The sequence below is a fragment of the Mesorhizobium sp. CA15 genome (assembly GCF_020165215.1).
GTDB lineage: Bacteria > Pseudomonadota > Alphaproteobacteria > Rhizobiales > Rhizobiaceae > Mesorhizobium.
In genome coordinates this window covers 17,913-35,224 of record NZ_JAIUHQ010000020.1, presented here as the reverse complement: position 1 = coordinate 35,224, position 17,312 = coordinate 17,913, and the positions used below count along the sequence as shown (strand labels likewise).

Genomic DNA, 17,312 nt, shown 5'->3' with positions numbered 1-17,312 from the left:
GTCGCGGCGCAAGGACTTGTATGACAACCGGGCAACAAGTTCCGCTGCCCGGGACCATTCGGGCACGCCGCGCTTCGTAAGCGATCAATCGCCGTAAGGCACCCAGACATTCTTGACCTCGATGGCGCGGCGCAGGATGGCCTCGCCGGCCGCCTCGCCCGAGGCCCAGTCGAGGCTGCGGCCATTGCCGGTCCAGACGCGTTTGAGATTGCCGATGGAGTCGGCTTCAGCCTTGGCGCAGGTGTCGGCATCGGCGAAGACCCAGAGCCCGTCGACGTCGTCATGCTTGGCCAGCACGCCGGCAAGCTCGGCGCTGCGGCCGGTGACGATGTTGATCGCGCCGGCCGGAATGTCGGAATATTCGATCACCTGGTAGAGGTCGGTGGCCAGCAGCGGGTGGCGCTCCGACGGGACGGCAACAACCGTGTTGCCCATGGCGAGCGCCGGCGCGACCAGCGAGATGAAGCCCAAAAGCGGCTGGTTGTCCGGCGCGACGATGCCGACGACGCCGACGGGCTCATGCAGCGCGAGCGTCACGACACGGGCCGGCGGCTGGTGCACGCGGCCTTCGAACTTGTCGGTGAGGCCGGCATACAGGAACAACCGCTCGATCGACTGCTCGACCTCTTCGCGCGCGGCCTTGGCGCCGACGCCGGTGAGTTGGACAAGGCGCGCGGCAAACTCGTCGGCGCGGCCCGACAGGTTCTCGGCGAAGTAATAAAGCACCTGGCTGCGGTTGAAGGCCGTCGCCTCCGGCCAGGCCTTGCAGCCACGCGCGGCTGCGACGGCGTCGCGGATATCCTTGCGGTTGCCGAGACCGACTTCGCCTGCCAGCTTGCCCTTGGCGCTGGCAATGGCGATCGAGTAATTGCCATCCGGGCGCACCTGCTTGCCGCCGATGAACAGTTTTGCCGTGCGGTCGATGGCCAAGCCGTCGGCCTGCTCGACCGGCTGGGCCGAGCCGGCCGCGGCCGGCTTGATGGCGGGGCCGACCGGCAGCTTGGCGGCGAGATATTCGAACATGCCTTCGCGGCCGCCTTCACGGCCAAAGCCGCTTTCGCGATAGCCGCCGAAGCCGCAGGCGGCGTCGAACATGTTGGTGCCGTTGACCCAAACCACGCCCGCCTTCAATTGCGGCGCGACATGCAAGGCAAGGTTGATGTTCTCACTCCAAACGGACGCGGCAAGGCCGTAGCGCGTGTTGTTGGCAAGCTCGATCGCTTCCTCGGTGTTGCGGAAGCTCATCGTCGCCAGAACCGGGCCGAAGACCTCTTCCTGCGCCAGAATATTAGCCGGCGAAACACCCGTCGCCAGCGTCGGCAAGTGATAATAGCCGGAGGATGGCAAAGCGGCGTCCGGCTGCCAGCAGACGGCGCCTTGTTTCGCGCCCTCCGCGATCAGGCCCTTGACGCGGTCGAGCTGGGTGCGGTCGACCAGCGGGCCGATATCGGTGTTCTTGTCGAGCGGGCTGCCGACGCGCAGCCGGCTCATCCTGACCTTGATCTTGGCGATGAAGGCCTCCGCAACGCCTTCCTGCACCAGCAAGCGCGAGCCGGCGCAGCAGACCTGGCCCTGGTTGAACCAGATGCCGTCGACCAGACCTTCGACGGCGCTGTCGAGATCGGCATCCTCGAAGACGATGAAGGCCGACTTGCCGCCAAGCTCCAGTGAAAGCTTCTTGCCCGACCCGGCGGTGGCCTTGCGGATGATCTTGCCGACTTCCGAAGAGCCGGTGAAGGCGATCTTCTGGACGCCGGGATGATTGACGATGGCCGCACCGGCCTCCGGTCCGCCCTGGACGATGTTGACGACGCCCTTCGGCACGCCGGCCCGCTCGCAGATCTCGGCGAACAATATGGCGGTGAGCGGCGTGAATTCGGCCGGCTTCAGCACCACCGTGCAGCCTGCGGCCAAGGCCGGCGCGATCTTCCAGGCGAGCATCAGCAGCGGGAAGTTCCAAGGGATGACCTGGCCGACGACGCCGACCGGCTTATGGTCGGGAAAGTCCTTGTCCAGCGTCTGCGCCCAGCCGGCATGATGGATGAAGTGGCGGATCGCCAGCGGCACGTCGATGTCGCGGCTTTCGCGGATCGGCTTGCCGTTGTCGATCGATTCCAGCACCGCGAACAGGCGCTGGTGGCGCTGCATGGCGCGGCCGATGGCATAGAGCACTTTCGCGCGGGCGTAGCCCGAGGATGCCGACCATTTTGGCAGCGCCTTTGCTGCCGCCGCGACCGCCGCGTCGATATCGGCGGCGCCGGCATCCGAGATCTCGGCCAGAAGCTTGCCGGAAGACGGCTCGCTGGTGTCGAAAGTCTTGCCGCTTGCCGCCGGCTTCCAGCCGCCGTCGATGAACAGCGCCTTGGAGAAATCGCGTGCGGCGAGCCAGGCATCCGCCTCATTGCGGGCCTCCGGCGCCGGGCCGTATTCCATGGCGTGATAGCGTTCGAGAATGTTCATGGGGCGCACTCGTAGCCTACGCCATCGCGTGGCGGTGGTTGGCCGAATAGTGGCCGGTCAAATGATGTTCGAGCTGGCGCTCGATGTCGGTGAGTAGGCTAGAGGCGCCGAAGCGGAACAGGTCCGGCTCGAGCCAGGGACGGCCGAGCTCCTCTTTCATCAGCACCAGCCAGTCGAGCGAGACTTTTGCCGTCGAAATGCCGCCGGCCGGCTTGAAGCCGATGAGATAGCCGGTCTCCTCAAAATAGGCGCGGATGGCGCGCACCATGGCAAGCCCGACAGGAAGCGTGGCGTTGACGCTTTCCTTGCCGGTCGACGTCTTGATGAAATCGGCGCCCGCCATCATCGCAACCATCGAGGCGAGCATGACGTTGCGCAGCGTGGCGAGGTCGCCGGTGCCAAGAATGACCTTGAGATGCGCATCGCCGCAGGCGGCGCGCATGGCGACGATCTCGTTGAACAACTCGCGCCATTTGGCGCCATAAACCAGGCCGCGCGGAATGACGACGTCGATCTCGTCGGCGCCGTCCTTCACCGATGCTTCGATCTCCTGCAGGCGCGTGGAGAGCGGCGCAAGGCCGTGCGGGAAAGCAGTCGAGACGGCGGCGACGTGGATGCCGGTGCCGCGCACGGCGTCGACCGCGGTGGCGACGAAGGGATGGTAGACGCAGATCGCCGCCGGACGGATCGCCTCGCCTGATATGCCGAGGCCCTCGACGATATCGCGACGCAGTGGGTTGATCGCCTTGGCGCAAAGCCGGCGCACGCGCTCGTCGGTATCGTTGGAGTTCAGCGTGGTGAGGTCCATGCAGGCGATGGCGCGCAAGAGCCAGGCGGCCTGATTGTCGGCCTTGATCGAGCGCCGCTTGGTGAGCGTCGCGACCCGACGCTCCAGCGCCGAGCGGTTGACGCTGCGCACCGATTCCAGAAAGCCGAGATCAAGCTTCATGCCGGGGTTGCGGGCGATGCCGTGTTCCAGCGGCAGCGGCGTGTTGGCGGCGGCGCGCGCCGGCAGCGGCATCACCTTGGGCGCGCCTGCGCCGGCCTCGCGGATCGTGCTCATCTCCTGCCCTTTCACTCAGCGCCTTTGCGCTTTTATGCCTTCGTGGGTGTCATTGGGTGGCACGAACGAAGATAGCCCGTGAAGCGATGCTTCACGAGTCTTTCAAAGGGTCATAGCGCAAAAAGCCCGCTCAGGCAGCAGATTTTTGACCGTATGGTCAAAACATCATGCTGGGTAGGCGCTCCATGCGTTAGAGATTGGTCGAAATGCCCATCCCTTCGCCATGCTCGGGTTCGTCATACTCGGGCTTGACCCGAGTATCCATGCCGTGACCTCTGCCGCAGAGTGCAACGGTGCAGAATTCCGTAACCGCCGCAATGCCTTAGCGTAACGACATGGAGGGTCTGCGCGCGTCGCTCCGCTCCTTGCTCCGCCCTAGAATGACGAAGCGCGAATGCCGTCGCTAATCTCAGACGCCTCCAACAGAGCAGGCGGACCGCGATATGTCTCAGCCGACGAAGGCGCGCTCGACGACGAAGCTGGCCGGATGGCTGAGCGAGCCTTCCTGGAAGCCGAGGCTTTCGGCGAGTTCCTTGACGTCCTTCAGCATGTGCATCGAGCCGCAGATCATGATGCGGTCGGTCTCTGGGTTGAGCTTGTCGATGCCGAGGTCGGAATAGAACTTGCCCGAGCCGATCAGCGCGGTGATGCGGCCCATGCGCGCCGATTCCTCGCGGGTCGTCGAATTGTAGAGCGTGACGCGGCCGCCGGTCAGCTCGCCGATCAGCGGGTCGCTCTCGAGCCCGGCCACCAATTCCTGGCCATAGGTGAGCTCGGCATTGTCGCGGCAGGTGTGGGTGAGGATGACCTCGTCGAACTTCTCGTAGGTATCGGGGTCGCGCAGCAGGCTGGCGAAGGGCGCGATGCCGGTGCCGGTCGAGATCATGATCACGCGCTTGGCGGGCGTCAGCGCGTCGAGCACCAGCGTGCCGGTCGATTTCTGGCGCATGATGACGGTGTCGCCGACCTCGATCTTCTGCAACTCGGAGGTCAGCGGACCGTCAGGGACCTTGATCGAGAAGAATTCGAGCTCGTCGTCCCAGGCGGGGCTGGCGACCGAATAGGCGCGGAAGATCGGCTTCTCGGCATTGGGCAGGCCGATCATGACGAACTCGCCGGAGCGGAAGCGCAGCGACTGCGGACGGGTGATGCGGAAGGAGAACAACCGGTCGGTATAATGCTTCACCGACACCACGGTCTCGGCATAGACATTGGCCGGGATCGGGAACTGCAGCGGCTTTGCGCCGGCGACGTTCAACGCGGATGTCGTGTTCATTCCAACCCAACTTTCCGGCCCAGACGGAACCTTCTGGCGCCAAACCTTCTCCTGCGCGCCCGAACGGTCAGGTTCCGGCGTGCTCCCTGCACACTGTCAAGCGGTAAGCTCTTGTGTCCGGAATTTATTAGTATACAAATGATCTCCAGGTCAAGATGGCGGCGTAAAACGCCTTTCCAAACCGAGGCATATCCGTAGTCCTGGCATTTCGGGTTTCGGCAATGAATGAGAAATTTTCGGCGTCGGCGGGAAACGTCGTGGCTGGCATCGATGTCGGCGGAACCTTCACCGATCTGCTTTTGATCGACGGCAAGGCGGGCGGCAAGGTCCATATCGCAAAGACACCGACCACGGTGGAAAACCAGGCCTTCGGCGTCGTCGCGGCACTTGGCGCCACCGGTTTTCCGATCGACGGCATCGACCTCATCGTGCATGGCACGACGACTACGACCAACGCCGTGCTGGAACGTCGCCTGGCGCGGACCGGCATGATCACCACCCGAGGCTTTCGCGATGTGATTGAGCTTGGGCGCCGCACAAGGCCGCAGGCCTATGGAATGACGGGCACTTTTGTCCCCGTCATTCCCCGCGACCTTCGGCTGGAAGTGTCGGAGCGGGTCGAGGCGTCGGGCGCCGTGCGCATTCAACTCGACGAAGCCGAGATGCGCGATGCGGTGAAGATGCTGCTCGACGCCGGCTGCGAGTCGCTGGTCATCCATTTCCTGCATTCCTACGCCAACCCCTCGCACGAGCGGCGCGCCGCCGAGATCGCGGCGGAGCTCTGGCCGAACGGCCACATCACCACCGGCCATGCGCTGCTTTCGGAAGCGCGCGAGTTCGAACGCGGCGTCACCGCGGCAGTCAACGCCTCGGTTCAGCCGATCCTCGAACGCTATGTCGAGCGGCTGCGCAAGGAGCTGGCGGCAAAGGGCTACGCCCGCGACTTCCTGATCATGAACGGCAATGGCGGCATGATCTCGGCCCGCTTCGTCACGCAGGAATCGGCCAAGACCGTGATGTCCGGCCCGGCCTCCGGCGTTATCGCCGCCGCCTATACGGGAAAACGCGCCGGCTTCGGCAATCTCGTCACCTACGACATGGGCGGCACCTCGACCGACGTGGCGCTGATCCGTAACGCCGAACCCGCCGTCTCCAACGAGATCGAGATCGAATATGCGATGCCGATCCATGTGCCGATGGTGGCGGTGCACACGGTGGGCGCCGGCGGCGGTTCGATCGCGCGCGTCGATGCGGCCGGGCTGATCCAGATCGGCCCGGAAAGCGCCGGCGCCAACCCAGGCCCGATCTGCTACGGGCGCGGCGGCATCGAGCCGACCATCACCGACGCCAATCTGGTGCTCGGCCGCCTGGCGCCGAAGAAATTGCTCGCCGTCGACAATCCGGTCACGGTCGAGCGCGTCACCGGGATTTTCGAGGAGAAGATCGGCAAGCGCACAGGCCTCTCCGGTGTCGAAGCGGCGGGTGCCGTCTTGAGGCTCGGCAACATGAAGATGGCGGGCGCCATCCGCATGGTCTCGGTCTCGCGCGGCCACGATCCGCGCGATTTCGCGCTGTTCGCCTTCGGCGGCGCCGGACCGCTGCACGCCACGGCGCTCGCACGCGAGCTCGGCCTGCCGAGAGTGCTCGTGCCGGCGCGCCCGGGCATCACCAACGCGCTCGGCTGCGTTGTGGCCGATCTGCGGCATGACTTCGTCAACACAATCAACCAGCCGGTCGGCGGCCTCGACGAAGCTAGGCTTCGCGAGGTGTTGGAACGGCACCGTAACGAGGGCGAAGCGCTGATCGCCAAGGAAGCGGTGAAACCCGACGCGATCCGCGTCACGCATTCGGCCGACATGCAGTTCGTCGGCCAGACGCACATCATCAACGTGCCGCTGCCCTCCTCGTCGGTTTCACGAGAAACACTGCAGCTTCTGTTCGAAAAAGCCTATTTCGCCCGCTTCAAGGTCGAGCTGCCGGAAATCCGCGCCAACCTCGTCAACCTCAACACCTCGGTCACCGGCGTGCGGCCGCAGATCGACCTGTCGCGGCTGATCGACCCGGCGGGACGCGCGGCAATGCTAACAGAGGCGCGGCGCGAAATCCGGCCGGTCTGGTACAACGGGCGCTGGCACGACACCTCGGTCTATGCCCGCGAAAAGCTGCCGCTCGACGCAACAATTGTGGGGCCGGCAATCCTCGAGCAGATGGATGCCACGACCGTGCTCGAACCCGGCGACCGGGCGCGCTCGGATGCCGACGGCAACATCATCATCGACATCGGCGAGGGCTAAGATGGCAAAGCTCGACACGATCACCCTTTCGGTGCTGCAGGCGGCGCTGCAGCAGGTCTGCGACGAGATGGACCTGACCTTCTCGCGCGCGGCCTTCTCGCCGGTCATCGCGGAAGCCAATGACCGCTCGGACGGCATCTATTCGGCCGTCGACGGCTCGCTGATCGCGCAAGGCAGCCAGGGCCTGCCGGTATTCGTCGGCGTCATGCAATATTCGACCAAGACCGTCATCGAAATGATCGCCGACGGACGATGCCTGCCGCCGGAGCCCGGCGACATCTACATCGTCAACGATCCCTATCTCGGCGGCACACATCTGATGGATGTGCGCTTCGTCATGCCGGTCTATCGCCGCGGCAAGATCTTCTGCTGGCTTTCCAACACCGGTCATTGGCCGGATATTGGCGGTTCGGTGCCGGGCGGCTTCTCCGCTTCGGCCACGGCGGTCGAGCAAGAGGGCTTGCGCCTGCCACCGGTAAAGCTGTTCAAGAAGGGCGCGCTCGATCCGGAGATCTACGCCATCATCTGTTCCAACATCCGGGTCGCCGACCAGCGCATCGGCGACATCCGCGCGCAGGCTGCGGCGCTGCTGATCGGCCAGGATAGACTCAACGAAATCCTGGATCGTTACGGGGACGAAACCGTCGTTGAGGCCATTGCCGAACTGCGCCGCCGCGCCGCTGAGCAGATGCGCGCCTCGATCGCCGTGATCCCGGACGGCGTCTACCGCTCGCAGGCCTTCGTCGATTCCGACGGCGTGGTGAACGAGCCGCTGACCATCAATCTCGCCGTCGAGAAGCAAGGCGACACGCTGACCTTCGACTTTGCCCGCTCATCGAAACCCTGCGCCGGGCCGATGAACAGCGTGCTGGCGACGACGCTGTCGTCGGTTTATCTGGCCATGCGGCATATTTTTCCAGAAGTGCCGATCAGCGCCGGCGCCTTCGAGCCGCTGAACGTCAAGCGGCCGGAAGGCACGTTCCTCGACGCCAGATATCCGCGCCCGGTCTCGGGCTGCGCGGCGGAGGTCTCGCAGCGCATCGCCGAAGCCGTATTCGCCGCGATGGTGCAGGCGCTGCCGGAAAAGGTGACGGCGGCGCCCGCCGGCTCCAGCGGCAATTTCGCGCTCGGCGGCAACGATCCGGCGCGCGGGCGCGACTATGTCATGTACCAGATCTCGGGCGGCGGTTATGGCGGCAATGCCGGCCATGACGGGTTGAGCAATGGCTGCTCGACGATCGGCATTTCGAAATCGCCCCCGGTCGAGATCATGGAACAGGCTTTTCCGGTGCTCTACCGGCATTACGCCTTGCGCGAAGGCTCCGGCGGCGCGGGAAAACATCGCGGTGGCTTCGGGCTCGCCTATGAAGTCGAGCTATTGCGCGGCGAAGCGCGCGCATCATTCGTCATGGATCACGGCCGCTTCGGGCCGCAAGGCGCGCTCGGCGGCAGGGACGGCGCGCCGAACAGCGTCACCGTGTTCCGGGGCGGCGAAGCGCATGTGCCGCCGCATCTTTCCAAGGAACAGGACATCGCGCTCAAGGCCGGGGACCGCGTGCGTGTCGGCACGCCCGGCGGCGGCGGTTACGGCGATCCGCGCGAGCGCGACCCGAAGCTGGTCGCCGAGGACGTCAGGCTTGGCTACTATACGCCGGAGCAGGCCAGGGAGATGTTCGGGGTGGACTTGTAGGCGGACAGGCGTGGCGGATAGGTCGCGATTCAATCCAATCGCCCACGTCGAGTTCCCGCCAACCCCCCTCTGCCCTGCCGGGCATCTCCCCCGCAAGGGGGGAGATCGATGTCACCGGCACTTTCGCCAATCGCCAGCGCCTTAGGAGGGCACCGGGTGAGAAGCTGCTAATCTCCCCCCTTGCGGGGGAGATGGCCGGCAGGCCAGAGGGGGTGCTGTCCCTCCAGCGTCTAGAGGTGCCACCCTCTCGAAAGCAACCCTTCACGCCAGCTTCGCCAACAGCCGCAGGAACGTCGCGGTTTCCTTGGCCGTCAGCGGCGCCAACGTCTCCTCGGTGATTGCGCGCGCGAGCGGGATCAGCCGCTCGATCGCCTCGCGGCCTTCCGGCGTCAGATTGACCAGCAGCCGTCTTTTGTCGACCTCGTGCTTGGAAACTTCGACCAGCCCGCGCGCCTTCAGCCGGTCGATGACACCCTTCACGGTCGCGGCGTCCATGGCTATCAGCGTTCCGAGCTGGTTCTGCGAGGTTTCGCCGATGTCGTAAAGCTTGGCCAAAGCGGCAAATTGCGGCGGCGTCAGGTCGCCGATATGCGAGGCGAAGATCGAAACATGGCGCTGGTGCGCCTTGCGCAGGATGAAGCCGACCTGGTCCTGCAGGTGGTAGTTGTTCTCGTCGCCGTCTTCGGCTTCGACCAGCCGCAGCAAATTGTCCTCGGCGCTCATCTCAGGCCGTCCCATGCCTTGATGTCCTCGGCAGCCAGGCCGCCCATGCGGTTGTGGACACGCGGGCCGCAGGTCATGGCGAGGCAGAACAGGATCTCGTCCGGACGCGGGCCGTCGCTGATGCCGACCTCCATGGCGTCGAAATGGCTGCGCACATAGGCGGCGTTGATGTGGCCAAGCGGCACGTCGAGCCTTGACCCGAAGGCGCCGACCTTCTTGGCCGAGGGCACGATCGCCTTGGCGTCGCCGAGGCGCTCGCGCATGGCATAGCCGCCAGGGACATGCCACAGCGCGCCGTGCTCCAGCTCCCCTGCCGTGCCGACGATGGCGCCCTTGCCGTAGCCGTCGATCTTCTTCACGTCACCGCCGAGCGCCGCGATCAGCCTGTCCGAGAGCAGAAGCCCGAGCGGCTTCAGGTCCTCCATCGCGCCCTGCAAATCCTCGACATAGCGGCCGGCGAAGGGGTTCTTGACCACGGCGAGAGCGGCCGCGCGCAGGCGGGGTTCTTTCGCGACGGGGCCGCCATCGTGAAAAATCTCCTCGGTCAGGACCGCGACCTTGCGGATCGGAAAGTCAGGCATGGGCAGTTTCCTTCGCTTTATGTTTATTGGGCGCAGCGAGCGTCACCGAGCCACTGATGCGGGCCTCGCCCGCCAGAAACAGCGCCGAGGCGGCGACCAGACCGCGCCGGCGAAAATCTTCGGCGACGGCAAGGCCGTTGTCCAGCGCGCGCGCAATCTCGGCGGCGTCAAGCGGGCCGACACTTTGCGTCACCAGCATCTCACCGAGATCGCTGTCTGGCGCCAGATCGCGCGCGGCGGCGCGTGCAATGGCGGGATGTCCGGGCAGATCGACGGCGTTGGCAATCAGCGTTGCCGCCGCGTCGGCCTCGGCGCCCGTCGGCGCCAGCACCGTGACCGCATCGGCTATGCCCAGCGAAAACGACCGGCCGCGCCAGCCGCTGGTGGCGACGCCGCGCACGCCGTCCTCGGCGCGAATGGAGACGCGGTCGGCCATGCCATGCCCGGTGCCGGCGATCGCCACCGTCATCGTCTGGCCGATGCCAAGATGGAGAGCGCAGTCGCCGCCATTGTTGACGTAAGCGCGGTCGAGCCGGCGGCCGGCGAGCATTGAGCTGAGAATTTCGTCGGCTACCGAACCGGCAACGGCGGCCATCGGCGTGATGAAGCATTCTGCCAACGGCATGACGGCAGCCTCCATGCGGCGCGCGGTCGGGCCGGCGAAGTCGCGCGGCGCCAGGAAGAAGGCCGGCAGGCGCAATTCGGGCAGCTCTTCGACCACCTCGATCAGAATCGTCTGAAAGCGGGCGACCGCCTGCTCATAGGCGGCGCGGCATTCATCCGCTTCCCCAAAGGCCTCGACGATCAGATCGATCGGCCCATGGTTGAGATGGAGCCGCCTGCCGTCGGCAAGCCAATGCGCCTGCGGGCCGTTCATCAGCCGGCACCGTTTGCCACGGCGCGGCGCAGTTGCGCCAACGGCGGCCAGGGGTTATCGGCCGGCGCGCCCGTGCCGCGGCGTGGGTTGAGATATTCGCCGCCCTTGGCGAGGATGTCCTCGATGCTGCGGATCTCGTTCTCGTAGCCGCCGAGCCGGACGTAGTCGTCACGGCGCATGGTGAACTCGATCGGCGCCACCAGCGCCGGCGTCGGCACATAGCCGAAGGCGCCTTCCGGCACGCGGGTGACGTCGACCATCAGCGTGATGCCGCCGCCCGGCCAGACATAGACCGGCGCGCCGCCCACGGTCACATAGGTCTTCAGCCCTTGCACCGAGCGGGTGAGATTGACCGGGTTTTCGGTGACGCCGGCGCGCAGCGAGCCGCCGGCGCCGCCGATGAACAGAACCGTGCACAGCGCCGGCTCGCAATTGTCCTCGATCAGGCCAACGGACTTTTGCAGCCGCTCGGGAAATGGCTTCTGGACCGGCTTCAGCTGGTCGTCGAGCTCGTAATAGGCGAACTGCTCGCCGGTCGTCGAGACCATCAGCAGCGACAGGCCGGGACGCGCGCCCTTCTTGGCGTTCCAATCGCCGAGGATCGACAGCGGGTCAGAGATCGTGGTGCCGCCCCAGCCGAGGCCGGGCTCGGACACCTTGAAATAGCGGCCGGGGGTCGAGCGGCGGCCGATGATCTTTATCCCGGTATCCTCCCAGCCCAGCACCTTGCCGGCCTGATGCTCGGAGACGACGCCGGTGATGTGGTCGTCGACCACCACCACCTCGTCAACGAGGCCGCGCCATTGCGTGGCAAACATGCCGATGGTCGCCGAGCCGCAGCCGACGCGCATGCGATGCTCGACCTTGCCGTCGATGACCGGCGCCTTGCCGGCTTCGACGATGACCGTCGCGCCGCCGTCGATGGTGAGCTCGACGGGCTTGCGGTTGCAGAGATTGAGCAGCGCGTCGCAGGTGGCACGTCCCTCCGCTTTCGAGCCGCCGGTCAAATGATGGACGCCGCCAAGCGACAGCATCTGCGAGCCGTATTCGCCGGTCGTGACATGGCCGATCGCCTCGCATTCGGAGCGCACGGTCGCCGTCTCGTCGCCGATGTGGCGGTCGGTGTCGATCTTCACCTTGACGCCGCAATAGGAGAAGATGCCTTCGGTGACGACGGTGACGAGATCGACGCCTTCGACTTCCTGGCTGACGATGAAAGGCGCGGGCTTGTAGTCCGGATAGGTGGTGCCGGCGCCGATCGCCGTGACGAAGCGGCGTCCGGTGTTGACCAGCTCGCCGTTCCACGCCTCGCCATCGGCAATGAACGGCACGACCGCGCCGCCGGTCTCGGCCGCGTGGTCGAGGATCGTCAGCGGATCCATGCGCACGATGCGGCCGCCGGCATTGCCGTAGCGGTCGCAGGCGCCGGTGCGGCCGTCGGCGATGTAGCACATGACCGGGCAGGCGTCGCAGCGGATCTTTTCCGCCACCTGCTTCTCACCGGGATCGTGGGTTTCGAAACGTTCGGCAAGCTCGCTCATCGGCGCGCCTCCTTCTCGCGGATCGCCGCCAGGATGCGGCTCGGCGTCGCCGGCACCTTGGTGACCAGGACGCCTGTGGCATGGCGAATGGCATTGAGGATCGCCGGCGCGGTCGGGATCAGCACATGCTCGCCCAACCCTTTGGCGCCGAACGGTCCTTCCGGATCCGGAACCTCGACCAATATATGTTCGATGGGCGGCACGTCGCCGATGGTGGGGATGAGGTAGTCGTGCAGGTTCTCGGTGCGGCCGGGGATATATTCCTCCATCAGCGCCATGCCGATGCCTTGCGCGATGCCGCCTTCGATCTGGCCTTCGACCAGGACCGGGTTGATTGCCTTGCCGACATCATGCGCCGCGGTGATCTTGATCAGCTTCACGGTGCCAAGCTTGAGATCGACCTCGAGCTCGGCGATCTGCGCGCCATAGCCGTAGACCGCGTAAGGCTTGCCTTGGCCCTTGGCATCGAGCGGCAGCGTCGGCGGGTCGTAGGTTTCTTCCGCAGCGAAAACGAAGCCATCGGCATCGGCCTTCAGCCCCGCGAGATCGATGCGCCGCGCGGCATCGCCTTCGCGGATGGAGATGCTGGTGCCGTCGAGCGCGATCGTCGCTTGTTCCGAGACATTGGCAAAGCGCAGGATCTTCTCGCGCAGGGCGCGGCCTGCCCTCTCCGCCGCCTTGCCCGTTACAAAAGTCTGCCGCGAGGCGGATGTTTTGCCGGCATCGGGCGTGATGGCGGTGTCGGCGCTCTTCAGCTTGAAACTGGCCAGCGGCAGGCCGAGCGCGTCGGCGCATATCTGGCTGATGACAGTGTTGGAGCCCTGGCCGATGTCGACCGCGCCCTGGTGCAGGACGACGTCGCCTGAGGCCGAGATGCCGACCTTGATGGTGGACGGATTGGGCAACGAGGTGTTGCCGCAGCCATACCAGCAGGAGGCGACGCCGACGCCGCGCTTGCTTGCCGTATGGGTGGCATTAAACGCCTCCGCGTCCGCCAGCGCACGCGCCCAGTGCGGCTTGAGCTGTTCCAGGCATTCGCCGATCCCGACACCTGATTCCAGGCGCTGGCCGGTGACCGTTTCGTGTCCGTTACGAAGGCAGTTTTTAAGCCGGAAATCGAGACGATCCATGCCGAGTTTGGCGGCGAGCTCGTCATAGAGCGTTTCCTGCATGATGGTGGCTTGCGGCACACCGAAGCCGCGGAAGGCGCCGGCGATCGGACCATTGGTGTGGATGGCGTAGCCCGTCGCCCGGTAGTTTGGCGTGAGGTAAGGGCCAGAGGCATGCACCGGCACGCGGTTGGCGACGGTCGGGCCCCAACTGGCATAGGCGCCGGTGTTGAAATCGCCCTCGAAGACCATGCCGGTGACCCGGCCCTCGGCATCGGCGCCGATCGTCGCCTTCATTTCGGCCGGATGGCGCTTGGTGGTCGACATCATCGATTCATTACGGGTGTAGGCAAGTGCGGCCGGCCGACCCGTTTTCATCGCCACGAGGCCGATGAGAGGCTGCAACGAGACATCGAGCTTCGAGCCGAAGCCGCCGCCTGTGGCCGTCGGCACGATACGGACCTTCTCCACAGGAAGGCCCAGCACTTTCGCCGTGTCGTCGCGGTCCATATAGGGCGCCTGGGTGCAGGCGACGACGACCAGCGTGTCGCCGTCCATATAAGCATAGCCGGCTTCCGGCTCGATATAGGCGTGCTCGACAAAGGAGGTCTCGATGGCGCCGGAGACAGTGACCGCTGCGCCGGCGAGCGCGCCATCGGGATCGCCGCGCTCGACATAGCCGGAGGTGAGCAGGTTTGCCGGTCGGTGCGGATGGATCAGTGCCGCGCCGTCAGCTTTCGCATCGCGCGGCTGCAGCATATGCGGCAGCTCGGTCCAGGCGATCGGGAAATCCGTCAGGTCGAGATCGAGGATCGCTTCGCGCTCGCCGGCCACCAGGGCCACGGCCTCGCCGCGCAGGCGCGCAAAACCATCGGCCAGCGCCGGCTGGTCGGCGAAGGGGCCGATGACGCCGAAGCAATTCTTTCCCGGAATGTCGGCGGCGGTGAAGGCGCCGGTGAGGCCAGGATGCGCCTTGGTCCAGGCATCGATATCGCCGAAGCTGAAGCGGGCATGATAATGCGGCGAGCGCACCACCAGCACCGCCAGTGCGTCGGACGGGAAGGAATCGCCGCCGAATTTTTCGTCGCCGGTGACTTTCGGCACGCCGTCGAGCCGGATCGGCGAGGCACCGACGGCATGGCCGGCTTCCGGCAGGCGAAGATCCAGGCTGTTCATGTGCTGCGAGGCCTGCATCACCGCCGCGACGATTTTCCTGTAGCCGGTGCAGCGGCAAAGGACGCCGCCCAGCGCATCCTGCGTCTCGGCCTCACTCGGCGTGGGATTGCGGTCCAGCAGCGCGGTGGCCGCCACAAGCAGGCCGGGCGTGCAGATGCCGCATTGCGCTGCGCCATGTTCGAGGAAGGAGGCCTGCAAGGCGGACAGCCGGCCATCGGCGAGGCCCTCGACAGTGGTGACGGAGGCGCCGGCCACGGAGGCCACCGCCAACAGGCAGGCGCAGACCGGATTGCCGTCGACCAGCACCGTGCAGGCGCCGCAGTCGCCGGCATCGCAGCCGACCTTGGTGCCGGTCAGCCGCAACTCGTCGCGCAACACCTGCGACAGACGCCTGACCGGCGGCACCGACACCCTGACGGCGGCGCCGTTGACCTCGAAGGCGATCTCGGAGCGGTCCATACCGGACCGGGCCATGGCGGATTGAGCCATGCCGGATTTGGCAGCGCCGGACTGGGTCATGCTCATGCGGCCACCTTGCTTTCGCCGTGGCCGATCGCAGCACGCACCGCGCGGGCTACGATCTCGCGCGCGGCATCCTGTCGGTATTCCGCACTGCCACGCACATCGGCGATCGGCGACAGTTCATCGAACGGCGCCGACAGCACCGCATCGGCAAGCGCCTCATCGATCGGACGCCCGCGCAACGCCGCCTCGACACCGGCGAGACGGCGGGCGACCGCCGAGCAGGCGCCGACGGCGATCGCCGCATCGGCGACGACGCCATTCTCGACCACCAGCCGCGCCGCGGCCATGGCGATCGAGATGACGAGATAGCGCCGGGCGCCGAGCTTGACGAAGGCCGAGCTGCCGGCAGCGGAACGCTTCGGCACGCAGATGGCGGTGACCATCTCGCCCGGCCGAAGCGCCGTGCGGCGATTGCCGAGGATGAAGTCACCGAGGGCCAGATGGCGGATGGTTTTCGCCGAGCGCAATTCGACATCGGCATCGAGGGCCAAAAGCGCCGGCACGCCATCCGCTGCCGGCGAGGCATTGCAGAGATTGCCGGCCACCGAGGCGACATTCTGGATTTGGACCGAACCGACCTCGCGCGCGGCCGATTTCAACGCATCGAACGCCGCCGGCAACGGGTGGCGCACGATGTCGGTCCAGGTCGTGCGCGCGCCGACGCGCCAATGCTCCCCGGTCTCGGCGATGCCGCGCAGTTCGGCGAGACCGTTGATGTCGAGGACGTTGTCGCGGAAGGGTTTCGCGCCCTGCGCCGGATAGAAATCCGTGCCGCCGGCGAGAATGCGCCAGCGGTCCTCGCCAAGCAAAGCGAGCGTTTCGTCGACCGTGGTGGGTTTTGCGTAACGGATCACGCTCTGCCTTCCAGACAATTGCGCCTTCCCAGACCTTAGGCCTTCCCCAGGCCTCCCGAAGTGCCGCTTCAGGTCTTCTTGCCGGTCTCCGGACCGGTCAAATTCATTCGTATGCAAATGATATCAGGCCGGCCGGAATTGTCAAAGCCGGAGTTGGCGCCGCGAAGAGCTGAACGCGATTGTTATGGCGCCGGAGGTTGACGCCGCCGGCCATCTGGTCAAGGTTCCGTGTCCGGTCGCGTCAGCGGCTTTTGGACAGGTGCCCAAGCCAGACGAGAGGGCCGAAACGAGAGGGAGCCGCATGGCCGAAGAAGCGCTCATCGTCATCGACCTGCAGAACGATTTTTGCCCCGGCGGCGCGCTGGCGGTCGCCGGCGGCGACGAGATCGTCCCCTTGGTCAACGACCTGATCCGGCGAACGGAGCACGTGATCCTGACCCAGGACTGGCACCCGGCCGGGCATTCGAGCTTTGCCTCCAGCCATCCGGGCAAGCAGCCTTTCGAGGGCATCGAGATGCCATATGGGCCGCAGACGCTGTGGCCCGATCACTGCATCCAGGGAAGCCTCGGCTCCGATTTCCATTCGGGACTGGCGTGGACCAAGGCGGAACTGGTGATCCGCAAGGGGTTCCGCACGGCGATCGATTCTTATTCCACCTTCTTCGAGAATGACCATAAGACGCCGACCGGCCTCGGAGGCTATCTGAAGGAACGCGGCATCGACACGATCACCCTGGTCGGCCTCGCCACCGATTTCTGCGTCGCCTTCTCTGCGCTAGACGCGGTGAAGCAGGGTTTCAGGACGACCGTGCGGCTCGACGCCTGCCGCGGCATCGACCTCAACGGCTCGGTCGAGGCGATGCTGAAGCGGATGCGCGACGCCGGCGTGACGCTCGAAGACCATTCGGCGGATTGACCGGATCGTGGGGCAAGCGACGGTTCCTTTCGTATCTTCCTGGTGGGGAGAGGCCACCAGTTTGCGGAGCCAAGATGCGGGCTCCCCCTTCTCCCCTTGTGGGAGAAGGTGTCGCCGAAGGCGACGGATGAGGGGTGTTCCAGGGAACGCCAGCGCCTCACTCCGCTGGAACACCCCTCATCCGTCTCGGCGCTACGCGCCGATCCACCTTCTCCCACAAGGGGAGA

12 protein-coding genes are annotated in these 17,312 nt (G+C 65.8%); 3 read left to right on the top strand and 9 right to left on the bottom strand.

Annotated elements, in window-relative coordinates; translation table 11 throughout:
- Nucleotides 1-84: 84 nt before the first annotated feature.
- The 3 genes from LB515_RS24505 to LB515_RS24495 all read right to left on the bottom strand — a co-directional run bounded on the left by LB515_RS24505 (nucleotide 85) and on the right by LB515_RS24495 (nucleotide 4,799).
- Complete coding sequence (locus LB515_RS24505) at nucleotides 85-2,460, bottom strand: aldehyde dehydrogenase family protein (RefSeq protein ID WP_224709230.1); 2,376 nt, start codon at nucleotides 2,458-2,460, stop codon at nucleotides 85-87.
- A 16-nt stretch (nucleotides 2,461-2,476) separates the two neighbouring features.
- Nucleotides 2,477-3,523, bottom strand: coding sequence for a deoxyribose-phosphate aldolase (gene deoC, locus LB515_RS24500; protein WP_224709229.1), 1,047 nt, complete (start codon nucleotides 3,521-3,523; stop codon nucleotides 2,477-2,479).
- 448 nt (nucleotides 3,524-3,971) lie between these two features.
- Nucleotides 3,972-4,799 (bottom strand): ferredoxin--NADP reductase, encoded by an 828-nt coding sequence (locus LB515_RS24495; protein WP_224709228.1) that lies wholly within the window; start codon nucleotides 4,797-4,799, stop codon nucleotides 3,972-3,974.
- Nucleotides 4,800-5,020: 221 nt separating this feature from the next.
- On the opposite strand from LB515_RS24495, the gene LB515_RS24490 reads away from it, so the two are divergent.
- Both LB515_RS24490 and LB515_RS24485 read left to right on the top strand, forming a co-directional pair.
- Nucleotides 5,021-7,093: a hydantoinase/oxoprolinase family protein gene (locus tag LB515_RS24490; protein ID WP_224709227.1), complete on the top strand. Its 2,073-nt coding sequence runs from the start codon at nucleotides 5,021-5,023 to the stop codon at nucleotides 7,091-7,093.
- Nucleotide 7,094: 1 nt separating this feature from the next.
- A complete protein-coding gene (locus tag LB515_RS24485; RefSeq protein WP_224709226.1) occupies nucleotides 7,095-8,783 on the top strand; it encodes a hydantoinase B/oxoprolinase family protein in 1,689 nt (562 codons plus the stop codon).
- A gap of 261 nt (nucleotides 8,784-9,044) precedes the next feature.
- Here the strand turns inward: LB515_RS24485 and LB515_RS24480 are convergent, their stop codons facing one another.
- The 6 genes from LB515_RS24480 to LB515_RS24455 all read right to left on the bottom strand — a co-directional run bounded on the left by LB515_RS24480 (nucleotide 9,045) and on the right by LB515_RS24455 (nucleotide 16,169).
- Nucleotides 9,045-9,506: a MarR family winged helix-turn-helix transcriptional regulator gene (locus LB515_RS24480; protein ID WP_095768135.1), complete on the bottom strand. Its 462-nt coding sequence runs from the start codon at nucleotides 9,504-9,506 to the stop codon at nucleotides 9,045-9,047.
- Nucleotides 9,503-10,087, bottom strand: a complete 585-nt coding sequence (locus tag LB515_RS24475) for an amino acid synthesis family protein (protein ID WP_224545264.1) — start codon at nucleotides 10,085-10,087, stop codon at nucleotides 9,503-9,505. Before LB515_RS24475 ends, LB515_RS24480 begins: the two co-directional genes overlap by 4 nt.
- Nucleotides 10,080-10,964, bottom strand: coding sequence for a UPF0280 family protein (locus LB515_RS24470; protein WP_224709225.1), 885 nt, complete (start codon nucleotides 10,962-10,964; stop codon nucleotides 10,080-10,082). Before LB515_RS24470 ends, LB515_RS24475 begins: the two co-directional genes overlap by 8 nt.
- On the bottom strand, nucleotides 10,964-12,505 hold the full coding sequence (locus LB515_RS24465; protein ID WP_224709224.1) for a 6-hydroxynicotinate reductase: 1,542 nt from the start codon (nucleotides 12,503-12,505) through the stop codon (nucleotides 10,964-10,966). The genes LB515_RS24470 and LB515_RS24465 overlap by 1 nt, the downstream gene beginning before the upstream one ends.
- Nucleotides 12,502-15,249, bottom strand: coding sequence for a molybdopterin-dependent oxidoreductase (locus tag LB515_RS24460; protein WP_224709262.1), 2,748 nt, complete (start codon nucleotides 15,247-15,249; stop codon nucleotides 12,502-12,504). The genes LB515_RS24465 and LB515_RS24460 overlap by 4 nt, the downstream gene beginning before the upstream one ends.
- A gap of 62 nt (nucleotides 15,250-15,311) precedes the next feature.
- Complete coding sequence (locus LB515_RS24455; RefSeq protein ID WP_224709223.1) at nucleotides 15,312-16,169, bottom strand: FAD binding domain-containing protein; 858 nt, start codon at nucleotides 16,167-16,169, stop codon at nucleotides 15,312-15,314.
- A gap of 301 nt (nucleotides 16,170-16,470) precedes the next feature.
- Between LB515_RS24455 and pncA the strand changes: the two genes are divergently transcribed.
- Entirely contained in the window at nucleotides 16,471-17,085 is a 615-nt protein-coding gene (gene pncA, locus LB515_RS24450) for a bifunctional nicotinamidase/pyrazinamidase (RefSeq protein WP_224709222.1), read from the top strand.
- The last annotated feature ends 227 nt before the right edge of the window (nucleotides 17,086-17,312 follow it).